Annotated in this window: 22 protein-coding genes; 17 read left to right on the top strand and 5 right to left on the bottom strand. The window is 45.9% G+C overall.

Translation table 11 applies throughout. The features are described from left to right. Window positions 1–13: 13 nt before the first annotated feature. From rimP to ACN0QW_RS10500, 12 genes are all read left to right on the top strand, one after another. Window positions 14–559, top strand: a complete 546-nt coding sequence (gene rimP, locus ACN0QW_RS10555; RefSeq protein ID WP_366941213.1) for a ribosome maturation factor RimP — start codon at window positions 14–16, stop codon at window positions 557–559. A 122-nt stretch (window positions 560–681) separates the two neighbouring features. Continuing rightward, entirely contained in the window at window positions 682–2,223 is a 1,542-nt protein-coding gene (gene nusA / locus ACN0QW_RS10550) for a transcription termination factor NusA (protein WP_299381393.1), read from the top strand. Between the two features lie 23 nt (window positions 2,224–2,246). Then, window positions 2,247–2,918, top strand: a complete 672-nt coding sequence (locus ACN0QW_RS10545) for an RNA-binding protein (protein WP_299381390.1) — start codon at window positions 2,247–2,249, stop codon at window positions 2,916–2,918. Continuing rightward, window positions 2,915–5,593 (top strand): translation initiation factor IF-2, encoded by a 2,679-nt coding sequence (gene infB, locus ACN0QW_RS10540; protein WP_417431281.1) that lies wholly within the window; start codon window positions 2,915–2,917, stop codon window positions 5,591–5,593. Before ACN0QW_RS10545 ends, infB begins: the two co-directional genes overlap by 4 nt. 28 nt (window positions 5,594–5,621) lie before the next feature. Then, on the top strand, window positions 5,622–6,083 hold the full coding sequence (gene rbfA / locus ACN0QW_RS10535) for a 30S ribosome-binding factor RbfA (protein WP_417431279.1): 462 nt from the start codon (window positions 5,622–5,624) through the stop codon (window positions 6,081–6,083). Beyond that, the gene (truB, locus tag ACN0QW_RS10530; RefSeq protein ID WP_417431277.1) at window positions 6,083–7,012 is read left to right on the top strand and encodes a tRNA pseudouridine(55) synthase TruB; all 930 of its coding nucleotides are present in this window, start codon (window positions 6,083–6,085) and stop codon (window positions 7,010–7,012) included. The genes rbfA and truB overlap by 1 nt, the downstream gene beginning before the upstream one ends. 35 nt (window positions 7,013–7,047) lie before the next feature. After that, window positions 7,048–7,317, top strand: coding sequence for a 30S ribosomal protein S15 (gene rpsO / locus ACN0QW_RS10525; protein WP_047764175.1), 270 nt, complete (start codon window positions 7,048–7,050; stop codon window positions 7,315–7,317). A 280-nt stretch (window positions 7,318–7,597) separates the two neighbouring features. Further along, window positions 7,598–9,715, top strand: a complete 2,118-nt coding sequence (gene pnp, locus ACN0QW_RS10520; protein WP_417431274.1) for a polyribonucleotide nucleotidyltransferase — start codon at window positions 7,598–7,600, stop codon at window positions 9,713–9,715. A 164-nt stretch (window positions 9,716–9,879) separates the two neighbouring features. Beyond that, window positions 9,880–10,635 (top strand): glycerophosphodiester phosphodiesterase family protein, encoded by a 756-nt coding sequence (locus ACN0QW_RS10515; protein WP_417431272.1) that lies wholly within the window; start codon window positions 9,880–9,882, stop codon window positions 10,633–10,635. Window positions 10,636–10,737: 102 nt separating this feature from the next. Next, window positions 10,738–11,046 carry a DUF1272 domain-containing protein gene (locus ACN0QW_RS10510; protein ID WP_417431270.1) on the top strand — a complete coding sequence of 103 codons (309 nt, stop codon included), beginning with the start codon at window positions 10,738–10,740 and terminating at the stop codon, window positions 11,044–11,046. Window positions 11,047–11,122: 76 nt separating this feature from the next. Continuing rightward, the gene (locus ACN0QW_RS10505; protein WP_417431268.1) at window positions 11,123–11,740 is read left to right on the top strand and encodes a pyridoxamine 5'-phosphate oxidase family protein; all 618 of its coding nucleotides are present in this window, start codon (window positions 11,123–11,125) and stop codon (window positions 11,738–11,740) included. Window positions 11,741–11,751: 11 nt separating this feature from the next. Further along, window positions 11,752–12,150, top strand: a complete 399-nt coding sequence (locus tag ACN0QW_RS10500) for a GFA family protein (RefSeq protein WP_417431266.1) — start codon at window positions 11,752–11,754, stop codon at window positions 12,148–12,150. A gap of 143 nt (window positions 12,151–12,293) precedes the next feature. Here the strand turns inward: ACN0QW_RS10500 and gshB are convergent, their stop codons facing one another. The 5 genes from gshB to rsmI all read right to left on the bottom strand — a co-directional run bounded on the left by gshB (window position 12,294) and on the right by rsmI (window position 16,222). Further along, window positions 12,294–13,238 (bottom strand): glutathione synthase, encoded by a 945-nt coding sequence (gene gshB / locus ACN0QW_RS10495; RefSeq protein ID WP_417431264.1) that lies wholly within the window; start codon window positions 13,236–13,238, stop codon window positions 12,294–12,296. A gap of 21 nt (window positions 13,239–13,259) precedes the next feature. Next, window positions 13,260–14,171, bottom strand: a complete 912-nt coding sequence (locus ACN0QW_RS10490) for a SirB1 family protein (RefSeq protein WP_417431262.1) — start codon at window positions 14,169–14,171, stop codon at window positions 13,260–13,262. Window positions 14,172–14,203: 32 nt separating this feature from the next. Continuing rightward, the gene (locus ACN0QW_RS10485) at window positions 14,204–14,812 is read right to left on the bottom strand and encodes a BON domain-containing protein (protein ID WP_417431260.1); all 609 of its coding nucleotides are present in this window, start codon (window positions 14,810–14,812) and stop codon (window positions 14,204–14,206) included. An 81-nt stretch (window positions 14,813–14,893) separates the two neighbouring features. Then, complete coding sequence (locus tag ACN0QW_RS10480) at window positions 14,894–15,271, bottom strand: YraN family protein (protein ID WP_417431258.1); 378 nt, start codon at window positions 15,269–15,271, stop codon at window positions 14,894–14,896. Then, window positions 15,272–16,222: a 16S rRNA (cytidine(1402)-2'-O)-methyltransferase gene (rsmI, locus tag ACN0QW_RS10475; protein WP_417431256.1), complete on the bottom strand. Its 951-nt coding sequence runs from the start codon at window positions 16,220–16,222 to the stop codon at window positions 15,272–15,274. On the opposite strand from rsmI, the gene ACN0QW_RS10470 reads away from it, so the two are divergent. The 5 genes from ACN0QW_RS10470 to ACN0QW_RS10450 all read left to right on the top strand — a co-directional run bounded on the left by ACN0QW_RS10470 (window position 16,213) and on the right by ACN0QW_RS10450 (window position 23,164). Then, window positions 16,213–17,643 carry a penicillin-binding protein activator gene (locus ACN0QW_RS10470; protein WP_417431254.1) on the top strand — a complete coding sequence of 477 codons (1,431 nt, stop codon included), beginning with the start codon at window positions 16,213–16,215 and terminating at the stop codon, window positions 17,641–17,643. The two genes, rsmI and ACN0QW_RS10470, sit on opposite strands and share 10 nt — an antisense overlap. Then, window positions 17,597–18,061: an ArsR/SmtB family transcription factor gene (locus ACN0QW_RS10465; protein WP_417431252.1), complete on the top strand. Its 465-nt coding sequence runs from the start codon at window positions 17,597–17,599 to the stop codon at window positions 18,059–18,061. The genes ACN0QW_RS10470 and ACN0QW_RS10465 overlap by 47 nt, the downstream gene beginning before the upstream one ends. A gap of 97 nt (window positions 18,062–18,158) precedes the next feature. Further along, on the top strand, window positions 18,159–18,731 hold the full coding sequence (locus tag ACN0QW_RS10460; RefSeq protein WP_417431250.1) for a LemA family protein: 573 nt from the start codon (window positions 18,159–18,161) through the stop codon (window positions 18,729–18,731). Next, a complete protein-coding gene (locus ACN0QW_RS10455) occupies window positions 18,728–20,674 on the top strand; it encodes a DUF2207 domain-containing protein (protein ID WP_417431248.1) in 1,947 nt (648 codons plus the stop codon). Before ACN0QW_RS10460 ends, ACN0QW_RS10455 begins: the two co-directional genes overlap by 4 nt. Before the next feature lie 105 nt (window positions 20,675–20,779). Beyond that, entirely contained in the window at window positions 20,780–23,164 is a 2,385-nt protein-coding gene (locus tag ACN0QW_RS10450) for a heavy metal translocating P-type ATPase (RefSeq protein ID WP_417431246.1), read from the top strand. Window positions 23,165–23,171: the final 7 nt, after the last annotated feature.

The raw sequence follows: 23,171 nt of genomic DNA, 5'->3' as shown, positions 1-23,171 counted from the left end.
CGGAGATGAGTTTTTGTTAGACGCTAAAGGGGGTACGATACCTCTTCTTGCCAAAACGAGTGACGGTAAAGCTGCCCAAATAGAGCAGATTATAGCCCCGACTCTGGCGTCTATGGGCTTTGATATCGTTCGTGTTATGATTACAGGTGGTGATGAGCGCAAAACGCTGCAGGTGATGGCTGAACATAGTGATCTAACAGAGACCATGACTGTTGATAACTGTTCAGATATTAGCCGCGCGATTGAGGCTCTTTTGGATGTTGAAGACCCTATTTCCGGCGCTTTTCGTTTGGAAGTAAGCTCCGCTGGTATAGATCGCCCATTAACACGCTTGTCGGATTTTCAGCGCTTTGCTGGCTTTGACGCCAGGGTTGAAATGTTGATTAACGTTGATGGTCGCAGACGTTTTAAAGGCCGTCTTCTTGGTGTTGAAGGTGAAGCTATTCACCTTGATCTCGAAGAGGAAGAGGCAGAAGTGTATCTGGCTTTTCAGGATATGTCGCGGGCAAAGCTTATTTTGACCGATGAACTGATTGCTGCAGCACAAGCCGGTGGATAATCCACGCTTGTGAAAAATGCGTTGTAGCGAAGTACTTGATGTACGGCGCTATAGGATAAACAAGTGAAGTGATGGCGTGAAATTGATCGGGCTGTCATGATAGATTAAGGATTTGAGGGCAAATGGAAACGACTGCTCTTTATAGAACTGAACTTCTTCAGGTTGCTGAAGCTGTTGCTCGTGAAAAAAGTATTGAGCGCGACGAAGTGCTGGATGCAATGGAGCAGGCTATTTCCAAAGCTGGACGTGCAAAATATGGTCATGAACGCGATATTCGTGCTGAAATTGATCGTAAAACCGGTGAAGTTAGACTGCGTCGTTATACAGAGGTTGTTGAGGAAGTTGAGAACGAACTGACACAAACAACGCTCAAAGATGCAAGAGTTCGTCAGGCCGATATTGAAATTGGTGAATTTTTCTTTGATGAGTTACCACCGATCGACCTTGGTCGTATTGCTGCGCAGACAGCAAAGCAGGTAATTGTTCAAAAAGTCCGTGATGCAGAGCGGGCCAGACAGTTCCGTGAATACAAAGATCGCGTTGGTGAAGTTATCAACGGTGTTGTTAAGCGGAACGAATTTGGCAATGTTACCGTTGATTTGGGCAAAGCCGAAGCCATTATGCGCCGTGATGAAACACTGCCGCGTGAAAACTTCCGTAATGGTGATCGTGTTCGCGGGTATATCTATGATGTACGCGAAGAAGCTCGTGGCCCACAAATCTTTGTTTCCCGTTCTCACCCTCAATTTATGGCGAAGCTTTTCTCACAGGAAGTGCCTGAGATTTATGATGGTGTGATCGAAATTAAGGCGGTTGCCCGTGACCCGGGAAGTCGTGCCAAGATTTCGGTTCTTTCACAGGACTCGTCGATTGATCCTGTTGGCGCATGTGTCGGTTTGCGTGGTAGCCGTGTTCAGGCTATCGTGACAGAGCTCCAGGGCGAAAAGATTGATATCATTCCTTGGTCACCAGACGTTGCGACATTTGTTGTGAACGCTTTGGCGCCAGCTGAAGTTTCCAAAGTTGTCTTGGACGAAGATTCAAAGCGTATTGAGGTTGTCGTTCCTGATGATCAGCTTTCTCTTGCAATTGGTCGTCGCGGTCAGAACGTTCGTTTGGCCTCTATCCTGACGGGTTGGGATATTGATATTATGACGGACGAAGAAGAATCTCGCCGTCGTCAGGAAGAAATCAAGCAGCGTTCGCAAAACTTCATTGATGCTCTTGATGTCGATGATGTGATTTCCCATCTCTTGGTTGCAGAAGGTTTTGAAAGCGTTGAACAGGTCGGATATGTTCCTGTTGACGAACTCGCTGCCATTGAAGGCTTTGACGAAGACATTGCAGAAGAACTTCGTAATCGTGCCCGTACATTCCTTGACGCTCATGAAAAAGAACTTGAAGAGTCTCGCAAGAATTTAGGGGTTCAAGACGACCTGATGTCTGTGGATGGCCTATCTGCTGAGCAAGTGGTTCATTTAGCCGAACAAGGCATTAAAACACTGGATGATTTGGCTGATTTGGCCGGAGACGAGCTTGTTGAAATGCTTGGTGAAAAGCTTGCGATGTCAGAAGATAAGGCAAACGAAATAATCATGGCAGCACGTGCACACTGGTTTGCAGATGAAGATGCGGCTGCTTCTGAATCTGAGGCGAGTGAATAGATAGAGCCAGAGGATTAGATACTTTGGTAACGAAGAAAAAAACTGAGGGAAAGAAGAAGGTCAGAAAAAAGCGAAAGAGCGAACCTGAAAGACGCTGTATTGCTTCTGGTGATCTTTTCCCTCAGTCGGCCCTGTTGAAATTTGTGATCGGGCCGGACGGAAATGTTGTTCCGGATTTATTCGGAAAACTGCCGGGACGCGGAATCTGGTTGTCTCCAAGCCGGGATATGGTAGAGAAAGCGTGTCATAAACAATTATTCGCTCGTTCGGCTAAAGCGAAGGTTAAAGTGCCCGATGATCTGATCGAGCAACTTGACTCGCAGCTAACGAAACGTTGCCTTGATGCTCTAGGTCTGGCAAAACGTGCAGGACATTTAGTAGCAGGGTTTGAAAAAACGAAAGCTTGGCTTTCTTCAGGGAACGTCAAGATACTTGTACAAGCCGCAGATGCGGCAGAAGATGGGCGCGGTAAAATTCGTGCATTGGCCAGGGCGATTGATCCTGATTTGCCGATAAACGAAGTTTTTACCGGGCATGAGCTAGGACAAGCGCTAGGCCGGGATACCTGGGTACATGTAGCGCTTAGACCGAGTGGAATCGCTGATAGGTTCGCCGCTGATGTGGCGCGGTTGTTAGCTGTAAGAGGAATTGCGGGACATCCCGCCAAAAGAGTAAGTGGACGCCTGAAAGAATGACCTCGAGCAAGGACACCAGTAAGAGCAAAAAGCCGCTGACATTAAGCCGGCCGAATACGCTTGAGTTGAAGAAAACTGTAGAAACCGGCCAGGTTAAACAGAGTTTTAGCCATGGGCGGTCTAAATCCGTAACTGTGGAAGTCAAACGTAGCCGTACATTTGAGCGCGGTGAAAGTGGACGCATGGCAGAAGTCACGGCACCAGAGCCAAGCCTGACAGAAGCACCGAAGCCAGAGAAAAAAGCACCTGCGGCGCCTAAGAAAGTAGCAAAGCCTGTGGCAACGCATGATGACCTGACGAATGCTGAAAAAGCAAAGCGTATGCAGGTTCTCGCGGCTGCACGTGAAGCGGAAGAAGGCAAGAAGCAGGCTGCAGAAGAAGAGAAAAAGCGTCTGGAAGAAGAAAACAGGCGCAAAGCTGAAATTCAAGCTGAAGAAGACGCACGTCTTGCTGCTGAAGAAGCTGAACGCGTGAAAGCAGAAGCTGCTGTCGCGCGTGCCGAGAGCACTAAAAGTTCTATGGAAAAAGCAGAAGAAGAAGCCAAAGCTGCTGCACGTGTTACGACAGAAGCCCGCAAAAAGCGTGAAGCTGCTGAGCGTGCACCTGACCCTCGTTCTGCTAAACCAAAGCCAAGACCTAAGAAGAAGCCTAATGTTGCACCGGCTTCCGTTGGGGAAGCTATTGCGAATGAGCTTGGTGGTCGTGTTAAACAGGGGAACAAACCTACCTTTGTGCCAAAGCAGGCTACCGATAAAAAAGAAGCCACTGGTGATCGCCGTAACAAAGGCAAGTTGACTATATCCAGTGCCACTTCAGATAATGATGGACGTCAACGTTCATTGGCCTCTGTTAAGCGTCGTCGTCAGAAGAAGCTTCAACAAGAGCGTGGCGGTAATCGAGCCGCGCCGACCAAAATTTTACGCGAAGTTATTCTACCTGAAACTATTACAGTTCAGGAATTGGCTAACCGTATGGCGGAACGTGCGACTGAAGTTATCAAACAGCTTATGAAGCTTGGTGTGATGGCAACGATCAATCAGTCAATTGATGCTGACACTGCGGAAATCGTTGTCCAGGAACTTGGCCACACAATCAAACGTGTTACCGAAGCGGATGTTGAAGAAGGTATTCTTGGTAATCAGGATGAAACTGATGAAGAGCAACAGTCTCGGTCGCCTGTGGTTACTATCATGGGCCACGTGGATCACGGTAAAACATCGTTGCTGGATGCTATTCGTTCTGCGGATGTTGTCCGCGGTGAAGCTGGTGGTATCACGCAGCATATCGGGGCTTATCAGGTGAATCTAGCTTCTGGTAACAAGATCACTTTCTTGGATACACCAGGTCACGCCGCCTTTACTGAAATGCGTCTTCGTGGAGCGACTGTAACCGATATCGTTGTTCTGGTTGTTGCTGGTGACGATGGTATCATGGAACAGACTGTTGAAGCGATTAATCACGCTAAAGCATCTAGTGCGCCGATCATTGTTGCGATCAACAAAATGGATAAACCTGAAGCAAATGCTGATCGAGTGAAGCAAGAGCTGCTTCAGCACGAGCTGATTGTCGAAGACATGGGCGGTGAAATTCAGACTGTTGAAGTGTCAGCTAAAACAAAAATGGGTATTGATAAGCTTGAAGAAGCCATCATGCTCCAGGCTGAATTGCTTGAATTGAAAGCAAATGCTGATCGTGCTGCTATTGGTGCTGTAATTGAAGCCAAGCTTGATAAAGGTCGCGGTTCTGTTGCGACTGTACTTGTTCAAAAAGGAACGCTAAATGTTGGCGATATTTTTGTAACAGGTAGCGAGTGGGGTCGTGTTCGTGCGATGACAAACGAACGTGGTCAAAAGGTGAATTCTGCTGGACCGTCACTTCCTGTTGAGGTGCTGGGTTTAAACGGTACACCGAGTGCAGGTGATGACTTTGTTGTTGTTGATACCGATGCCAAAGCCCGTGAAATTGCTGAATATCGTGAGCAGAAGAAAAAAGATCTTGCCGCAGCAGCAGCAGGTCGTGGTTCATTGGAGCAGATGCTTGCCAAGCTGAAAGAAGGTAAAGCGGAAGAGCTTCCGGTTATCGTCAAAGCTGATGTGCACGGTTCTATGGAAGCGATCGCAACAAGCTTGCAGAAAATGAACACTGACGAAGTTAAAGTGAACATTCTGCATACTGGTGTTGGTGCGATTAACGAATCTGATATTACTCTGGCTCAGTCTACGGGTGCATTTGTTATTGCCTTTAACGTTCGTGCGAACCCACAGGCACGTGAAATGTCACGTCGCGAAAATGTTGATATTCGTTATTATTCCATCATCTACAACGTAGTGGATGATGTGAAAGCAGCTATGAGCGGCCTTCTTGAGCCTGAACAGCGTGAGAAATTCACTGGTTATGCGCAAATTCGCGAAGTCTTTAATATTACCAAGGTTGGTAAAATTGCGGGTTGCATGATCACGGAAGGTTCAGTTCAACGTGGATCTAAAGTTCGCTTGCTACGTGATAACGTGGTTATTCATGATGGTGCTCTGAAGACTTTGCGTCGCTTCAAAGATGAAGTGAAGGAAGTGAAGGAAGGCTACGAATGTGGTATGGCCTTTGAAAACTATTCAGACATTCAAGTGGGTGATCAGATTGAGTGTTACGTCATCGAAGAAATCGCACGAGAGCTATAGTAGCTCTCGCCAGCGATAAAGGGATGATATGAGTTCCAATAATAAAAACCGCAGTGGTTCACCCAGAAGCCAAAGACAGTTACGCGTGGGCGAAGAAATTCGCCACGCGATGTCTGAAGTTCTGAATCGGACAAGCTTTAATGATCCAAATCTGGAAGGTGTGATTATCACAATTTCAGAAGTGCGCATTAGTCCTGATCTGAAAAACGCGACAGCTTTTGTTGTGCCTTTGGGTGGGGCTGATCTTGACGCGGTGACAAAATCTTTGAACAAAGCGAATGGTTTTTTCCGCCGTGAATTAAGCCATATGCTGCGACTGAGAAGCTGTCCTCGGATTGGGTTCGAACCTGATACTTCGTTTGATGAAGCTGCTAAAATCAATACTCTGTTGCAAAGCGATAGTGTTCAGCAAGATCTGCGTCATGAAGATGATGATGGTGATGATGAGTTGGTCGAGTCGCAAGCCGGGGATGACGAAGCGGACAGCTGATGGCCCGTAAGAAAAAAGGTCTTCCTATCCATGGATGGCTTGTTCTGGACAAGCCTCTTGGACTTTCTTCTACACAATTGGTTGGCAAGGCGAGACGTATTCTTAATGCTCAAAAAGTTGGGCATGGGGGAACGCTTGATCCTTTGGCCAGTGGTTTGCTTCCCTTGGCATTTGGTGAGGCAACCAAAACAGTATCCTATGCAATGGACGGGCGTAAAACCTATCGATTTGCTGTGAAGTGGGGGGAAGCCACTTCGACAGAAGACCGCGAGGGTGAGGTTATTGAAGCCAGCCCAGCACGCCCTGTAAAAGAAGATATACTTCAGGCTCTTACAAAGTTTATTGGTGATGTGGAACAAGTCCCGCCACGTTATTCCGCAATAAAAGTTGATGGTAAAAGAGCTTACGATCTGGCGCGTGATGGCGATGAAGAGTTCGAGCTAAAATCCCGTGTTGTACATATTGATCGGTTTGATTTAATCGATATGCGAAGCGAGGATGTCGCCGAGTTTGAGGTCGATTGCGGAAAGGGAACGTATATTCGTTCGCTGGGCCGCGACCTTGCCAAGGCATTGGGAACCTGTGCACATGTGATTGAGCTACGACGTACACGCGTAGGACCCTTTACTCTAGAACATGCGATTTCACTGGAATCTCTTGAAGAGATCGGGCATAGTCCCGCTGCCGAGAAGCTTTTGCTCTCGGTAGAGACCGCGCTGGACGACATCTCGGCGTTGGCCTTATCAGAAACTGAAGCAACCCGCCTTCGTCATGGACAGGTGTTATCTATGATAACACGACATGATCTTGACCGGATTGGTGACTTAGTTAACGGCAATGTTTTTCTGGCAACAGAAAATGGATCACCCGTTGCTTTGGCCCGATTTGAAAAAGGTGAGGTGAGGTCAGTACGTGTTTTAAATCTCTAGGATTTTCCTAGATAGCTTTTAAAGAAGGAAAAGCGATGTCGATTACGGCTGAGCGTAAACAGGAACTCGTAAAAGAGTTTGCCACTGTTGAAGGTGATACTGGTTCTCCAGAAGTACAGGTAGCTATTCTATCTGAGCGTATCAACAACCTGACTGAACACCTAAAAGATCATAAAAAGGATTTCCATTCCCGTCGTGGTCTTCTTGGGATGGTTGGTCAGCGTCGTCGTCTGCTGGACTATACCAAAAAGAAAAATCAGGGCCGTTATGATGCTCTGATTAAACGTCTCGGCCTTCGCCGCTAAGGCAAAGGAAGTTTCATGTAACACCCGGTCTACAGCGAATATCATTCCTGTTGACCGGGTGTACGTCTATTCAAGGAGTGGCCAAAGACTGGGATGTGAGAATTTTTCTCGCTAACCCAAGAACTGGGCCATGAACTGAATAGTTATTTGATATTGTTTCGGGGGTCGGGGCAATGTCAGGTCTGCGCCGGTCCTGCGTAAGCTGCTCAAACTATAAATGAACAGCTTACGTAGGCCCGGCAAAATAAAAGAATCCGGCCCGTCATAATAAGGAAAACTGATGTTTAACATCTACACTAAAGAAATTGAATGGGGTGGTCGTACCCTTAAACTGGAAACTGGTCAGATTGCACGTCAGGCTGACGGTGCAGTATTGGCAACTTACGGTGATACTGTTGTACTTTGTACAGCTGTTGGCGCACGTAGCGTAAAGCCAGGTCAGGACTTTTTCCCTCTGACTGTAAACTATCAGGAAAAAACCTATGCTGCAGGTAAGATACCTGGTGGTTTCTTCAAACGTGAAGCACGTCCATCTGAAAAAGAAACATTGGTTTCTCGCCTGATTGACCGCCCACTTCGCCCGCTTTTTGCTGATGGATATCTAAACGAAACTCAGGTTATCTGTACTGTTGTCAGTCACGATCTTGAAAACGATCCAGATATCATTGCCATGATTGGTGCTTCTGCCGCACTGACAATCTCTGGGCTGCCATTTTTGGGCCCAATTGGTGGCTGTCGCGTCGGTTATGAGAACGATGAATACGTTCTTAACCCATTGATGCAAGACTATGAAAACATGGATCTTGATTTGGTTCTGGCTGGTACACACGAAGGTGTGTTGATGGTTGAATCAGAAGCAAAAGAACTATCCGAAGAAGTTATGCTCGGCGCTGTTGCTTTTGGTCACGAACAGATGATGCCTGTGATCAATGCGATTATTGAATTGGCTGAAGAATGTGCAAAAGATCCTCGTGAACTTGCACCTGTCGATCCAGCCGTGGCAGCTGTAAAAGAAAAGCTGATTGCTGGTGGTATTCTTGATGGATTTACCGAAGCCTATAGCGAGCAGGAAAAGCTGCAGCGTCAGGTAAATATTGCTGCTGTTAAAGCAGCTGCTTTGGAAGGCTTGGAAGAAGACGAAGCAGGGATTGCTGGCGGCCTATTCAAAAAGCTCGAAGCAGAAGTTGTTCGCGGTAGCATCTTGAAAACAAGCATGCGTATCGATGGTCGTAATACCAAACAGATTCGTCCAATTGTTTCTGAGGTTGGTAAGCTTCCGCTAACACATGGTTCAGCACTGTTTACACGTGGTGAAACACAGGCGCTTGTGACTTCTACATTGGGTACGGGCCAAGACGAGCAGATTATCGATCAGCTTGAAGGCAGTTATCGTGAGCACTTTTTGCTACATTATAACTTCCCTCCATATTCAGTTGGTGAAGCTGGCTTCCTTCGCGGCCCTGGTCGTCGTGAAATTGGTCATGGTAAACTTGCTTGGCGTGCGATTCGCCCATTGCTTCCAACAAAAGAAGATTTTCCATACACAATGCGTGTGGTTTCTGAGATCACAGAATCCAATGGTTCTTCTTCTATGGCGACAGTTTGTGGTTCTTCCCTAGCTTTGATGGATGCTGGTGTTCCACTTAAGTCACCTGTTGCGGGTATTGCGATGGGTCTGATTAAAGAAGGTGATGATTTCGCTGTTCTTTCTGACATCTTGGGTGATGAAGATCACCTTGGTGACATGGACTTTAAAGTTGCGGGTACTGAAAACGGTGTAACTGCTTTGCAGATGGATATCAAAATTACATCCATCACACAGGAAATCATGAAGGTTGCTTTGGAGCAGGCGCATGATGGTCGTATTCATATTCTGGGTGAAATGGCGAAAGCCCTGACATCTGGTCGTGAAGGCGTTTCCGAGCACGCACCGCGTATCACCACATTCAGCATTCCTAAAGATAAAATTCGCGAAGTTATTGGTACTGGTGGTAAAGTTATCCGTGAGATCACGGAAGAAACTGGTGCTAAGATTGACATTGATGATGATGGTGTAATCAAGGTTGCCGCTGTTGATAAAGAAGCTGGCGACGCCGCTGTTGATTGGATCAAATCAATTGTTGCCGAGCCAGAAGTTGGTGTTGTTTACGACGGTAAAGTCGTTCGCTGTGTTGACTTCGGTGCTTTCGTGAACTTCATGGGTGCGCGTGACGGTCTAGTTCACATTTCTGAGCTGGAAAATCGTCGCGTTGGCAAAGTGACTGACGTTGTAAACGAAGGTGACATGGTTAAGGTCAAATGTATCGGTATCGAGCGCGGTGGTAAGGTTAAACTTTCCATGAAACGCGTTGATCAAGAAACCGGTGAAGATCTTGAAGGTCAAGAAGACGAAGAATAAGTCTTCTGGTCAGGTGTCAGTATGGTGACAAACTGGACCTACTAAGCCATGTAAACTGGTAATTGACCTGTCATAAAAAGCAGGTATTAAGAAACGGACGATCTTGATTAAGGTCGTCCGTTTTTTTATTCCACGCCAGCATGTTTAGTTATGGGAGATGGAGCATGGCAAACGCCACTCCGCTTGTTAAGTTGCCAAGAGTTCAGGCTCATAGAGGGGCCAAAGGCGTTCGGCCTGAAAACACAATGGCAAGCTTGCGCGAAGCTCTTGATCAAGGAGTACGCTGGACCGAGTTTGATGTGAAGCTATCCAAAGATGGTGTTCCCATTATTTATCATGACCAAGATTTAAAGCGGACATCCGGTATTGACGCATTGGTCAAAAATCATAGCTTTGCCGAACTCAGAGAGTTTGAAGCTGGTGCTTGGTTTGACGAGAAGTATCGTGGCGAGAAAATTCCTTCGCTGGAAGAGTTTTTGCTGTTCCATATTGAGCATAATCTTCACCCCAATATCGAATTAAAGCCATCAGATGGTGAGGAAGAGGAAACGGCACGTAAAGTGATTGAGCTTCTGAACAAAATGTGGCCGAAAAATTGGGATAAACCTCTGTTCAGTTCCTTTAAACTGAAATCTTTGGAAATTGTCAGAGATCTTGCCCCAGACCATCGCAGAGGCCTGTTGCTTTATGATGATATAACGGGTTGGCAGGAAAATGCGAAGCGTTTGGAGTGCTCGGCAATTCATTTATGGCATAAGATGTACACTCCCGAACTCGTTAAAGAAATCAAGCAAGCGGGCTATGCGACAGCGACCTATACAGTTAATGAGGTTGATCGCGGTGTTGAGCTTGTAGCTATGGGCGTCGACAGTATTATAACCGATTTTCCGGGTGATATGATCGCGGCTATTGGCGATTAGTCTGACAGATTATTTTGGCAACATTTGATACAAAAGTGGCATTTTCTTTGTACTCTTGAGTATTCATACTTCCCTGAAGTAAGGAAAATTGGGAATTGGAATATGCTTGAACTCAGACCGAACTGTGAATGTTGTGACAAGAATCTTTTGCCGTCGGCAATGGATGCCATGATTTGCACTTATGAGTGCACCTTTTGTCGCGACTGTATGGATGGAATTTTAGAAAATGTTTGTCCCAACTGCGGTGGTGGCTTCATGCCGCGGCCTATACGCCCGACGACAGAATACCGTACTGGACTGTCAAGAAATCACCAGAAACCTTCTGAGACAAGAATTCATACAAAATATTCCAATGAAGAGTTGAAAGCATTTTCGACTACTATAAAGTCTGTAAAGCCTGAAGAGCGATAATCCCTGCTTAATCTTGAGCTTGTTTAAGGGGATCGTTCTATAACTTCGTTCCTTTTCCAAACAGGTTTATAATTTTATGCCTCATATTGTTAAGACGATTGAAGATCTCAAAAAAATTTACGGGGAAAGAAGTCCCCGTGCTGATAAAAAGGTATTGCAGAAGCTTGATAAACATTGCCGTGCCTTTATCAACAAATGTCCCTTTTTAACGATGGCAACAAGCAGTCCGAAGTTGGGGGCAGATTGTTCGCCTAAAGGGGATGCGCCTGGTTTTGTTAAAGTGTTGAGCGACACTCAACTGGCTATACCGGATCGTCCCGGTAATAATCGAATCGATAGTTTACTTAACCTGCTGGATAATCCGCAAGTTGGTCTTTTATTTATGATACCCGGGGTCAAAGAGACTTTACGGATTAATGGTGTTGTGCAGATTTCAGTAGAACCTGATCTGTTGAAAGATCTATCTGTTGATGGAAAAGAACCTCGCTGTGCTTTGGTCGTGACGGTTCATGAAGCTTATATACACTGCGCTAAATCTATTATGCGTTCAGAAATTTGGAACCCCGCTAAAATTGTTGATCGGAAAGCTTTACCGTCAATGGGGCAGATATTGGCCGATCATGTCGCTGGTGGACTTGATGCAGATGAATATGATGCGACCATGGAAGGAAGATATCAGAAAAGTTTGTATTAAGGGGAATGGTAATGGATAAGAAGACAGGGTCTTGTCTTTGCGGTGATGTGCGGTTTGAAATCACTGGCGAGTTACGTGATTCCATAGCGTGCCACTGTATTCAATGCCGCAAAACCAGTGGTCACTTTGTTTCTGCTACGGCTGTTTCCAAAGATGATTTCAAAATTATCTCGAATAAAAGCCTGAAGTGGTATCAATCGTCTCATCGAGCTCAGCGCGGGTTTTGCGCCAACTGTGGATCCAGCTTATTCTGGGATCAGGCAAATCGCGATAAAATGGGGATCATGAGCGGGACGATTGATGGGGATACTGGTATGCAGACATCTAGCCATATCTATGTTTCCAAAAAAGGAGACTACTATGATTTGGATGACGACCTTCCAAAACACGGTACTTACCCTCAGACATAGGTGATACACGTTGGTTTGATGAGGCTATAAGCGAGTTTCTTGGCGTTTATCAAGTGGCAGCTGGTCAGAACGACAAGTTGATTCCGGCAAGTGCCTTGGTTGGCACTAACCGGAATGAAGTGTTTGCTTAGATGAAAGCGCGATTATTTGTTTATCTTATCTTCAATTGAATCCCAGATATTAACTTCGAGTGAAACACCGTTGAAACGGTTTATTTCCTGAATTCCAGTGGGGGATGTCACGTTGATTTCTGTCATGTAATCACCGATGACATCAATGCCAACAAAGATAAGGCCACGTTCTTTCAGTGTCGGACCGATCGCCGCACAGATTTGACGATCACGTTCTGTCAGGCCGATTGGGTCTGGTCGTCCACCAACGTGCATATTGGATCTGGCTTCGCCTTCTGCGGGCACGCGATTAATGGCACCGGCGGGTTCGCCGTCGATCAGGATGATACGTTTGTCACCTTTGCGAACATCTGGCAGGTATAGTTGCGCGATAATCGGCTCGCGATAATGTTCTTCAAATAGTTCAAACACAGAATTCAGGTTTTCATCATCAGGTTTGATGTGGAAAACCCCTGCACCACCGTTCCCGTAGAGCGGTTTTACAATAATGTCTTTATATTCCGCTCGGAAGGCTTTGATTTCATCCAGATCATTTGTGATCAGGGTTGGTGGCATAAGTTCGGGAAATTCAGAAATGAAAAGTTTCTCTGGACAATTTCTGACCCAGCTGGGGTCATTTACGACAAGTGTCTGGGGATGCACATGGTCCAACAGGTGCGTCGCAGTAATGTAGGACATGTCAAATGGGGGGTCCTGACGCATAAGGATGACGTCTATGGTGGCGAGGTCAATAGTTTGAACTTCACCAAGAGTAGCGTGATTTCCCTGTTCTCGTCTGAACTCTACCGGGCGGCATTTGGCATAAACCTGCGATCCTTTCATGGAAAGATCTTTTGGCAGGTAATGGTACAGTTTATAGCCACGTTTTTGCGCCTCAAGGCCCAAGATGAAAGAGCTGTCGCCATTGATGTCAATGGTTGATACTGGGTCCATCTGGATGGCAACGGAAAGTGTCATGAGGTCATATTCCCTAGTCGATCAGTTCAGTTGTGCTTTCAATTTTTGAAGCATCTGAGATGCTTCCATAAGACCTCTGTGGTCTTCTTCGATAAGTAGATAGTGTTCCAGAGTCTTAATTGCAGCAAGAATGTTATTTAAAAATGCCTGAAGCATACCTGCTTCGTGCCATATAGCAGGCTCATCGGGGGCAATGAGAAGCATTTTTTCCAACACCTCAAGAGCTTTTTCGGGTTCTTCCGCCTGAATCAATCGCACTTTTATATTATTCTGAAGTCGTAAGAGGATATTTCTGTTGCTGACGGATTGTGTAAACTCGGCCCTTAGTTCTGCTTGATCACTCAGAAAGTTTTTCAAGGTTGCGCGTAACCAAGGCGTATCTCGAATCTTTCCCCGTTCAAAGGGATCGATAATGACATGCTCTTTTTCATATGAAATTCGAATCAAAAAATGTCCGGGAAAATTCAACCCGGCAGCCAATAGCGGCTGTTTAAGATTTAAAGAGCGTATAATGTGCAAGTAAAGAATGCCCAGAACAATGGGCAAACCTTTGCGCCGCTCTATCACGGCAATAAGGTTTGCATTATCCAGGCTGTCATATGTTTCTGTATCGCCCTTGTAGCCGTTGATATCATAAAGAACGGTTTCGATGGAATTCAGGATGTCGTTGAGCCCAAGGTTATCTTTGTGCTGCTTTATTTGGATCAAAAGATCTTCGGTCTGTAAAACTAGATTATCCAGATGATCCCTATACCGATCAATGGTATTGGACTGGCGGTCTTGTGCAGCAATTAAAAGGGCTGTTTCAGAAATAGAAATATCATCGTCATTTGTCTGGCCGACATTTTTCAGGTGATGGTTAATATCTGCGTGGGATAGTGATGTCCGGTGCAACATTGAGCTTTTTAATTTTTTAGCGGCGGTAAAAAACAATAATACCGCCGCTTAGGGTCATTTGAACAGGATTATTGTGTCCTAGAGGGATCGTCTTTTAAGGTGACATAGCTGACAACCCGTTTGACGTAGTCGATATCCTTGGCATGCGCGATCACGCGGTTCACTTCCTGTTGATTTTGGGCAATGCCTAGCAGATAAACACTCTGATTAACCGTATCAATATTGTAGTTGATCGAAGTGACCTCTTTGTCGAACAATAGAACTGTTTTTAACTGTGTATTAATCCAGACGTCACGTGCGTAGTCAGTGATGCCGCTGTCGTTATTGACTTCGATCTCGTTGATGACTTCACGAACCCCGGTTGCTTTCCAAGCTTCACGTACCGCGATGATACGGTGTTCCGGCAGTTCGACATTGCCGCTGAGCAACACTTTACCTTCATTAACCTGAGTGTTCACTTTTCTGAAAATAGAGACGTTCTCTCGTAAAAAAAGATCATTTATTTCCAGCTGGATTTGAACATCTGTAACGGCCTTTTGAAAGGATCGTTCTTCTGCGGCAGTATTTGCTGCGATAGCACCAGCACCGATGACGGCGCCAGTTGTGCTGCACCCACTTAATATGGCCATTCCAATTAAGGTAAATGTTAATCTAAGTGCTATCCCCGCCTTGGTCATGGTGAAATTACTCCTGTTAAATGACCTGACCTCAAGATTTGAGGTCCATAATATCTATTCTAAAGTCTTTGTACGGTTTGTTTAATGAACCTGCCACGCATTTTTTATGTGATAAGGGAAAACTGTGGCACCAATAAGAATGGCATCAAACCTTTTGTCAAAATTCTGATAAAAAGGGTTATGCTTTAAAAAATATTCTGCGGTACGAATGATCCGTTTTTGTTGTTTTTGGTGAATTGCTTGTGAAGCTGTTTCCACACTTTTTCTTTTTTTTATTTCCAAGAAACATATCAGTGATCTTTTCTTTGCTATCAGATCAATTTCGCCGACCTTGGTTTTATAGTTTCGGGCAAGAATTTGGTACCCCTTGCACCGTAAATACATCGCTGCAATCGTTTCTGCATAGCGGCCTGTCGTATAGCTGTTCTTTTTGGGTTTGTTTAAAAAGAAACTGGACATTCAGCTGCCTTTGGAAAGCTCCAGTGCGCGTTGATAGACCTTCTTTTTAGGTAACCCTGTGGCGGTACTGACCAAAGCGGCGGCATCTCTGAGTGAATTGTTTTCCAAAGCACTTCTAATTTGATCGTCTAGGTCCTGTTCGGTTAGTTCGTTGGATTTTGTATTATCTTGCCCAACAACAACGACGATCTCGCCTTTGGGATTTCCCGCTTCGGCATAATGTTCTACCAATTCTTTCAGATTTCCACGGCGTATTTCTTCAAACTTCTTTGTCAGTTCGCGTGTTACTGCGGCAGGCCGATTACCAAGGACGTTGTACATATCGGCTAAAGAGCCAGCCAAGCGGTGTGTAGATTCGAAAAATATAAGTGTTGAGGGAATCGCAACCAGCTCTTTAAGAGCCTTGCAACGAGGGCCTGTCTTATTGGGGAGAAAGCCATTAAAGAAAAAACGGTCTGTTGGAAGGCCGGACAATATAAGGGCATTAATAGGAGCCGAAGCACCTGGAATAGAGGTCAAGGTGATACCTTCTTCATGGGCACTATTCGCTAGTTTATATCCCGGATCGGATATTAAAGGAGTTCCTGCATCGGAAACTAAGGCCACGACATTGCCTTTTTTTACCTTTTCAATAAGCTTAGGCCTTACCTTGTCAGCATTATGCTCGTGATAGGCGACCAAGGGGGCTGTAAAGCCAAAGGCTTGGGCAAGCTTTTTGGTGACACGTGTGTCTTCACAGGCGATAAGGTCTGCGGCGGCAAGAATTTTTTTTGCACGGTCCGTAATATCCCCCATGTTGCCGATAGGGGTGGCAACGAGGTAAAGTGCTGGTTCAGGTTTATCGCTGCTTAGGGCTGGTCGACTGTTGGCTTGTTCCTCGGTAAGTGTTTTATTAGTCCCTTCGGACTTGGTGACAGGATGATTTTGAGAGGATGACTGTTTTGAGCTCAACGTTGGCAACTTTCTTTGTTGTAAAAGGCATGGGTATTAGCCGTCGGCTTGTTTCCCTACCAGCGATCATCTTGCTTTCTATTCTGATCTCTGGTTGTCAGACAACCATGAAAAAGGGGCCGGACGCAACGGCAGAAACCCCAGAGGTTGAAGAAAGTCAGTCAGAATCTGTGCAAAACGCTGTCGAGCCGGAAATTACGGAACCTGAAGTTATCGAAGAGATAGACCCCTTCGCGGACCTTGATACGGCAGAAACTGTTGTAATCAGCGAGAGACGAACAAAAGTTGGGTTTCTTTTGCCGTTGAGTGGTCGCCATAAGGCGATTGGTGAATCTCTTTTGAATGCAGCGCAACTTGCTTTGTTTGATGTGTCCGGCGAAAAATTTGATCTGGTGGTACGAGATACAGCGGGCACACCAACAGGTGCGCGTATGGCAATGGAATCGCTTGTTAATGAACAGGTTGATCTGGTGATCGGCCCTCTATTCGCGACATCTGTTTCTGCCATCACTCCCTTGGCTCGTCAGGCGGGAATTAATGTCCTTTCTTTCTCGAACGATCAGGCTGTCGCTGGCGATGGTATTTATGTGTTGGGGCTAACACCGGAAGAACAAATCAGACGTGTCGTGAATTATGCCGCAGCTCAGGGCATTCGACGGGTTGCTGTTTTTGCTCCTGATAACGATTATGGCCGGCGTATTGTCAGCGCGTTGCAAATTCAATCTTATGGATCAGGCGTAGAATTAACGCGGCTTGGCTTTTTCAATCCGTCAGATTCCGATCTGGAAGAGAAAGTAAAGGCGATTGCCAATTACAACGCACGTCATCAGTCTCTTCTGGCCCATAAAGCAACGTTGAAGTCTCGGGGTGATGCAGCGTCACGAAGAGCCCTTGCGCGGCTTCGCGGGCGCGATACGCTTAGTCCGCCAAATTATGAAGCTATTATTATTCCTACGGGTGGCAAGCAATTGTTAACGATTGCGCCGTTACTGAACTATTATGATGTTGATCCTAATCAGGTAAAATATCTTGGTACAGCCCTGTGGAATAACCCCAAGCTTGGTCGTGAACCGGCACTGGTTGGTAGCTGGTATGCTGCTCCTTCCCCGGTGCATTGGGAAAGCTTTAAAGATCGTTACAAAGTACTATATGGCCGGACACCACCCCGTATCGTGACCCTTGCCTATGATTCCGTTGCGCTGGCAGCTGTTATTGCCCGTCAGGCCGAAAGCCAATCCACTGCCGTGAATTATTCGAAGAGCCTTTTGACTAATTCGCAAGGTTTTGCCGGTCTTGATGGTGTTTTCCGTCTTCATACAGATGGCCGGAGTGAACGCGGTTTGGCTATTTTGTCGTTGGAGCGTGATTTGATCAATGTTGTTGATCCTGCCCCGGCAAGCTTTACACCTTTGGTTAATTGATCATAAGTGGCTTGGTTATCTAACGATCATCGAAAGTAGAATTGTGGCGATAGAAGATCATCAAAATTGTCAGCCTGTCATCTCTGATACTTCAGGAGACGAGATTTGCTGTCAGGGGCTTCCCGATCTTGGGGGCAGGGGTGTTGAGAGCTTGAGCAGCATCTTCAAGACTTTGGGTGACGAAGGCCGGTTACGGCTTTGCCTGTGTTGTTTTCAGCATCCTTGTTCTGTCAGTGAGCTTTCAAAAGCTACAGGGCAATCCCAGTCGCTGACCAGCCACAATCTACGCCATCTCAGAGACGCGCGGATCTTGGTGTCTAAAAAGGCTGGACGCCATGTTCATTATGAGTTGGCAGATGAACATATTCGCCATGTCATTGCAGACATGGCACACCATGTTCTGGAAGATCTCGATTAAAATAAAGTAACAGCAACAATTGATACAAAATACCTGCTAGCAGCTTTTTACACGCGCTGTATAGTGAGGGCATATTTAATTCTATTGTGGACTGTGTATGCCTTCGTCGTTTCTTTTGCCTGTTCTTGGAATTGGCATTCCCGCCTTGGTGATCCTGTGGGCTATATTTGCCTATAACCGGTTGGTGAAATACCGTCAGCAAGTTTCTGAAGGTTGGAGCGGTATTGATGTTCAGCTAAAAAAGCGAAGCAACTTGATCCCCAATCTGGTCAAGGTTGTTAAGGGATACGCCGCACACGAAAAATCCACGCTAACCGATGTTACGGAATTAAGAGCACAGTGTGTGAGTTCTTCTGGAAGCGGTGTTGATAAGCGTGGGGAGGTCGAAGGAGGCCTTGCGTCTGCCTTGGCGAGGTTGCTTTTGGTTGCGGAAAATTATCCGGATCTAAAAGCAGATAATAGCTTTCTTGATCTTCAATCCACCCTGACAGAAGTTGAAAATGATATTGAGATGGCGCGTCGGTATTATAACGGCGCCGTGCGATTGATGAACGTTTCTGTCGAAAGCTTTCCCAGTAACTTAATCGCAAAACAGTTTCGCTTTACCCGCGCAGAGTATTTTCAGCTGGAAAATTCAGATGGCCGGCAGGCACCACGAGTACAACTATGAACGATCAAATTTTTCGTAAGTGGAACTTTGGGGCTTTGTTACTAGGAGCGTTGATCCTATTTGCGCCATCTTTTGTATTGGCTGATGAACGGATTAAGCTATTAGTTTCTGACATTGCTGTTCAAGAAGATAGCAGTTTGAGAATTACAGAAACAATAACAGTTCGTGCTGAGGGTAAAAATATAGCAAGGGGAATCTATAGAGATTTTCCCACTAAATACAAAGTTCGGGGTAAGGATTATTCGGTTGGATTTCAGCTCTATTCTGTTGCGCGAGACGGACAGAATGAAGATTACCATATAAAAGATCTTAGCAATGGTATCCGCCTTTATTTGGGGCGGTCTGATTACCTATTACCACCGGGTGAATATACCTATGAAATTACCTACATAACGACGCGCCAACTCACGCATCTGGATACGATGGATGAGCTGTACTGGAATGTAACTGGTAATGATTGGAATTTTCCTATTGATAAAGTCGTTGCAAACATCGATCTCCCGACTGGTGCGAATGTGATGCATTCTATTGGCTATACAGGGTATCAAGGCGAGGATGGAAGTGACTATGAATCAAATTTAACTTCGGACGGAATCTCATTTACGACGACACGTTTTTTACAAGTTAGCGAAGGCTTTACCGTAGCCGTTAGTTGGCCAACGGGCTTTGTCCTCGTCCCGGATAACTTTGAGCAAGCTGAAGATTATGTTGAAGGCAATACCAGCTTCTTGATTGGAATTGTGACGCTGGTCATTGTCTTGATGTATTATTCTATCGTCTGGTTTTATGCAGGCCGTGATCCGGTGGCTGGTATTGTTATACCCCTTTTTAAAGGTCCAAAAAATATTTCCCCTGCAGCGGCTGGGTATCTGAACCATTTAGGGTTTCGGAAAGGTTATAGCCAGAAAACAGCATTCGTTGTTGCGCTGACAAGTCTGGCTACAAAAGGATATATAACCATTGATCAGAGCAAAAGTGACTATTGCCTGAAGAGAACAGAAAAAGCAGATCTGGATAGTTTGCCACGAGGGGAATGGACGATCATTGACCGACTACTGCCTAATCCTGAAGATGAATATAAATTAAAGCGGAAATACGATTCCAGATTTGCTTCTGTGGTCGGCTTTTTTGGTGAAGCAGTCAGTAACGAGTATGGATCTGGCTATTTTGCGGCAAACACTGGTAAGTGGCTTATCGGATTTTTGATCGGGCTTGGCGGTGTTATTATGTCACTGATCTATGCTGGCGGTGATCTTATCGTCCCAGCGCTCTTTTTTATGGCTTTTTTTGGTATTTTTTCCGGGGTCGTTTTGCCGCCTCTGTGCAGGATCCTGTCAGAACGAATGGCAAAGTCCGGGCTTCCAAAAAATATTTCCGCGCTTTTGCCTTTGGCTATTTTTTTGGTGATCCCCTACTGTTCTTTATCTGTAGGAGAACTAGTTACTGATCAGGCCTTCTCAGCTGAAAATTACGGTACTGTTCTTTTGATTTTTACCGTCATGCTGGTTTTTAGCTATTTGATGGAAGCGCCAAGTGTAAAGGGTCAGAAGATTCTTGATCAATTGGAAGGATATAAGCTGTATCTATCTGTAGCTGAAGGCGAACGGCTAGAAGCTATTGGTCCAGAGCCTAATTTTAATGAGCATGTGTTTGAGCAGCATTTGCCTTTTGCGATGGCTCTTGGGGTCGAAGATCAATGGTCAGAAAGATTACAAAGCTATCTGACCATTATGAATCAGGCCCCGATGGATTATAAACCACGCTGGTATAGTGGGGATTCCTTTTCGCGCAGTTCAAGCTCTATTGCTAGTGGGCTGACAAGTGGTATCGGACATACAATTTCTTCTGCTTCAAGTCCGCCAAGCTCGTCGTCTAGTAGTTCATCAAGTGGTGGTGGCTCCTCTGGTGGCGGTGGCGGTGGCGGTGGCGGCGGCGGTTGGTAAGATGCTACTTCTTCTTGTATCAAACTTAATTTTCCCACGGGCTCTTGACTTAATTTAAGTATGAATATAGTTTCATATGAATAATTTTTCATGTTTAGGTTGGTTATGGCGCAAACACTTTTATTTGTAGATTATATGCCTGAAGCTGAAAGCTGTGGGGATTGTCGGGATCGAATTAGCAAAAGGCTCGAATCTTTGCCTGGGCTGTCTTCTTTTGAGGTTTCCCGCAAGGCTGTCTCTTGGGTTGGGGGCGAGGATATTAAGGATGCGATTATTGCTATAATCGCGGAAATTAAAGAGCTCCACCATCATATGGTCTGGACAATCAGTGGTATGGATTGCCCCAGTTGTGCAAAATCAATTGAAAAAGCAGTCGACAGATTACCGGGTATTCATACGGCGCGAATTTCTTTTGCACGTGAACGCTTGAACACAGATTTTAACCCGAGCGAAGTTACTCAAGACGATATACAAAAGGTTGTTACGGGCTTGGGTTTTGGTCTAACTGAAGTCGTCGACGGCAATTTGGATAAGGTAAAAAGAAGTTCAAGCTGTTGCTCTTCCTCGCAGGCCCAGAGTCAAACACCGACAGCAATTTCAAATGGTTCTGATTTTGGTCATCTTGATCAGGTTAAAGCATTCTTGAGCGGAAGTGCTGGTAAGATGTTTATTGCGGGCGTCGCGCTAGTTGTTGCGGTGGTGTTGGCACAGGTTAACGCGGAAAATGCACGTGTTTATTATAGTGTCGCGGCTTTAGCTGGTTTGATTCCGATTTTTCTCAATACAGTACGATCTATTCGTTTTGGGCAGTATTTTGGTATCCAAACTTTGATGACGGTTGCTGCGATTGGGGCTTTACTTCTGGGCGAAGCCCTCGAAGCATCAATGGTGTTATTCCTCTTTTTAATTGGTGAATCCTTGGAGCAGCGGGCCGCGAATAAAGCGCGAGAAGGCGTGACGCTATTGCTTGATCTCCAGCCTAAAGTTGCCCGGCTGGTTCAAGGGAACGATCGTCGGGAAGTCCCAGCTGAGGACTTGTCTGTTGGTGATGTAATTGAAGTCCGCCCGGGTGAAAGATTACCTGCTGATGGGATTGTTCTCAATCAGATGGCGATTTTGGACGAAGCTGCTCTGACGGGTGAATCTATTCCCCGAAACAGAGATGTAGATGACGCAGCTCAGGCTGGGGCGCTTGTTCTTGAGAAACTTACAACCTTTCGTGTGACGTCGGAAGCTGGTGATAACACGTTAGATCGTATCATAAGGTTGATCGAAGAATCAGAGGAACACAAAGCCCCTGTTGCACGTTTTATCGATCGTTTTTCATCCTGGTATACGCCAGCAATGATGATTGTTGCACTATTGGTCGCTGTGATTCCCCCGTTGTTTTTCAATGGTGTTTGGGACGTTTGGATCTACAAGGCACTTACTTTGCTCATTATTTCTTGTCCTTGTGCTTTGGTTATTTCTGTTCCGGCTGCGGTGACTTCTTCCCTTGCAGCTTCCGCACGTCGTGGGTTGTTGATTAAAGGGGGGGCAGCCCTGGAGTTGTTGTCCCGAGCTAAAACCATGGCCTTTGATAAAACGGGTACGCTGACTGAAGGCAAGCCACAGGTTACAGATGTTATTGCACAGGACGATGCGGCAGAGATGATCCGCTTGACTGCGGCTGTGGAGCGAGGATCAAGCCATCCCTTGGCTGAAGCGGTTGTTCGTTATGCCGAAGACCAAGGCATAGAGATTCCGGCTGTAACAGAGGCCCAATCCATAACCGGAAAGGCAGCTTTGGGAAATGTCGAAGGACGTATGGTTGCTGTCGGATCTACAGATTATTTTGCAGAACAACTATCTGGAAATGCAAAAATTTATGAACAGGCACAGGGACTTTTGGCACAGGGAAAAACTGTTGTTGTTGTGATAATTAATAATGCCCTTGCCGGGGTATTGGCTTTACGTGATGAACCGCGGGAAGAGACTAGTGATACCCTGAGCCAATTGCAGGAGCTTGGTATTGAAACCATTATGCTTACCGGGGATAACCCGAAAACCGGCAAAGCGCTGGGGAGTGAGTTAGGGCTTACTGTAAAAGCAGGTTTGATGCCTCAGGATAAGCTTAGGGAAATTGATGAGTTGCGGGCCAAGGGTGCTGTCGTGATGGTTGGCGATGGTATAAATGATGCGCCTGCTCTTAAAGTTGCCGATGTTGGTATCGCAATGGGGGGCGGTACTGATGTTGCTCTGGAAGCGGCTGATATTGCGTTGATGCAAAATAAGCTACAGGACCTGCCTGTATTGATTCGTCGTGGACGTCAGACCATGTCCAATATTCACCAAAATGTTGCTTTGGCGCTGGGTCTCAAGGGGGTATTCTTGATGACAACTTTGTTTGGGATGACCGGGCTTTGGATGGCTGTGTTAGCTGATACAGGGGGAACGGTGTTAGTTACTTTGAACGCTTTGCGGCTGTTGCGAAATTCCCCAGATTCGTAGATCACTG

Origin of the sequence: Kiloniella sp., assembly GCF_048259265.1 — a bacterium.
Taxonomy (GTDB): domain Bacteria; phylum Pseudomonadota; class Alphaproteobacteria; order Kiloniellales; family Kiloniellaceae; genus Kiloniella.
This window is presented reverse-complemented; position numbering and strand designations above follow the sequence as displayed.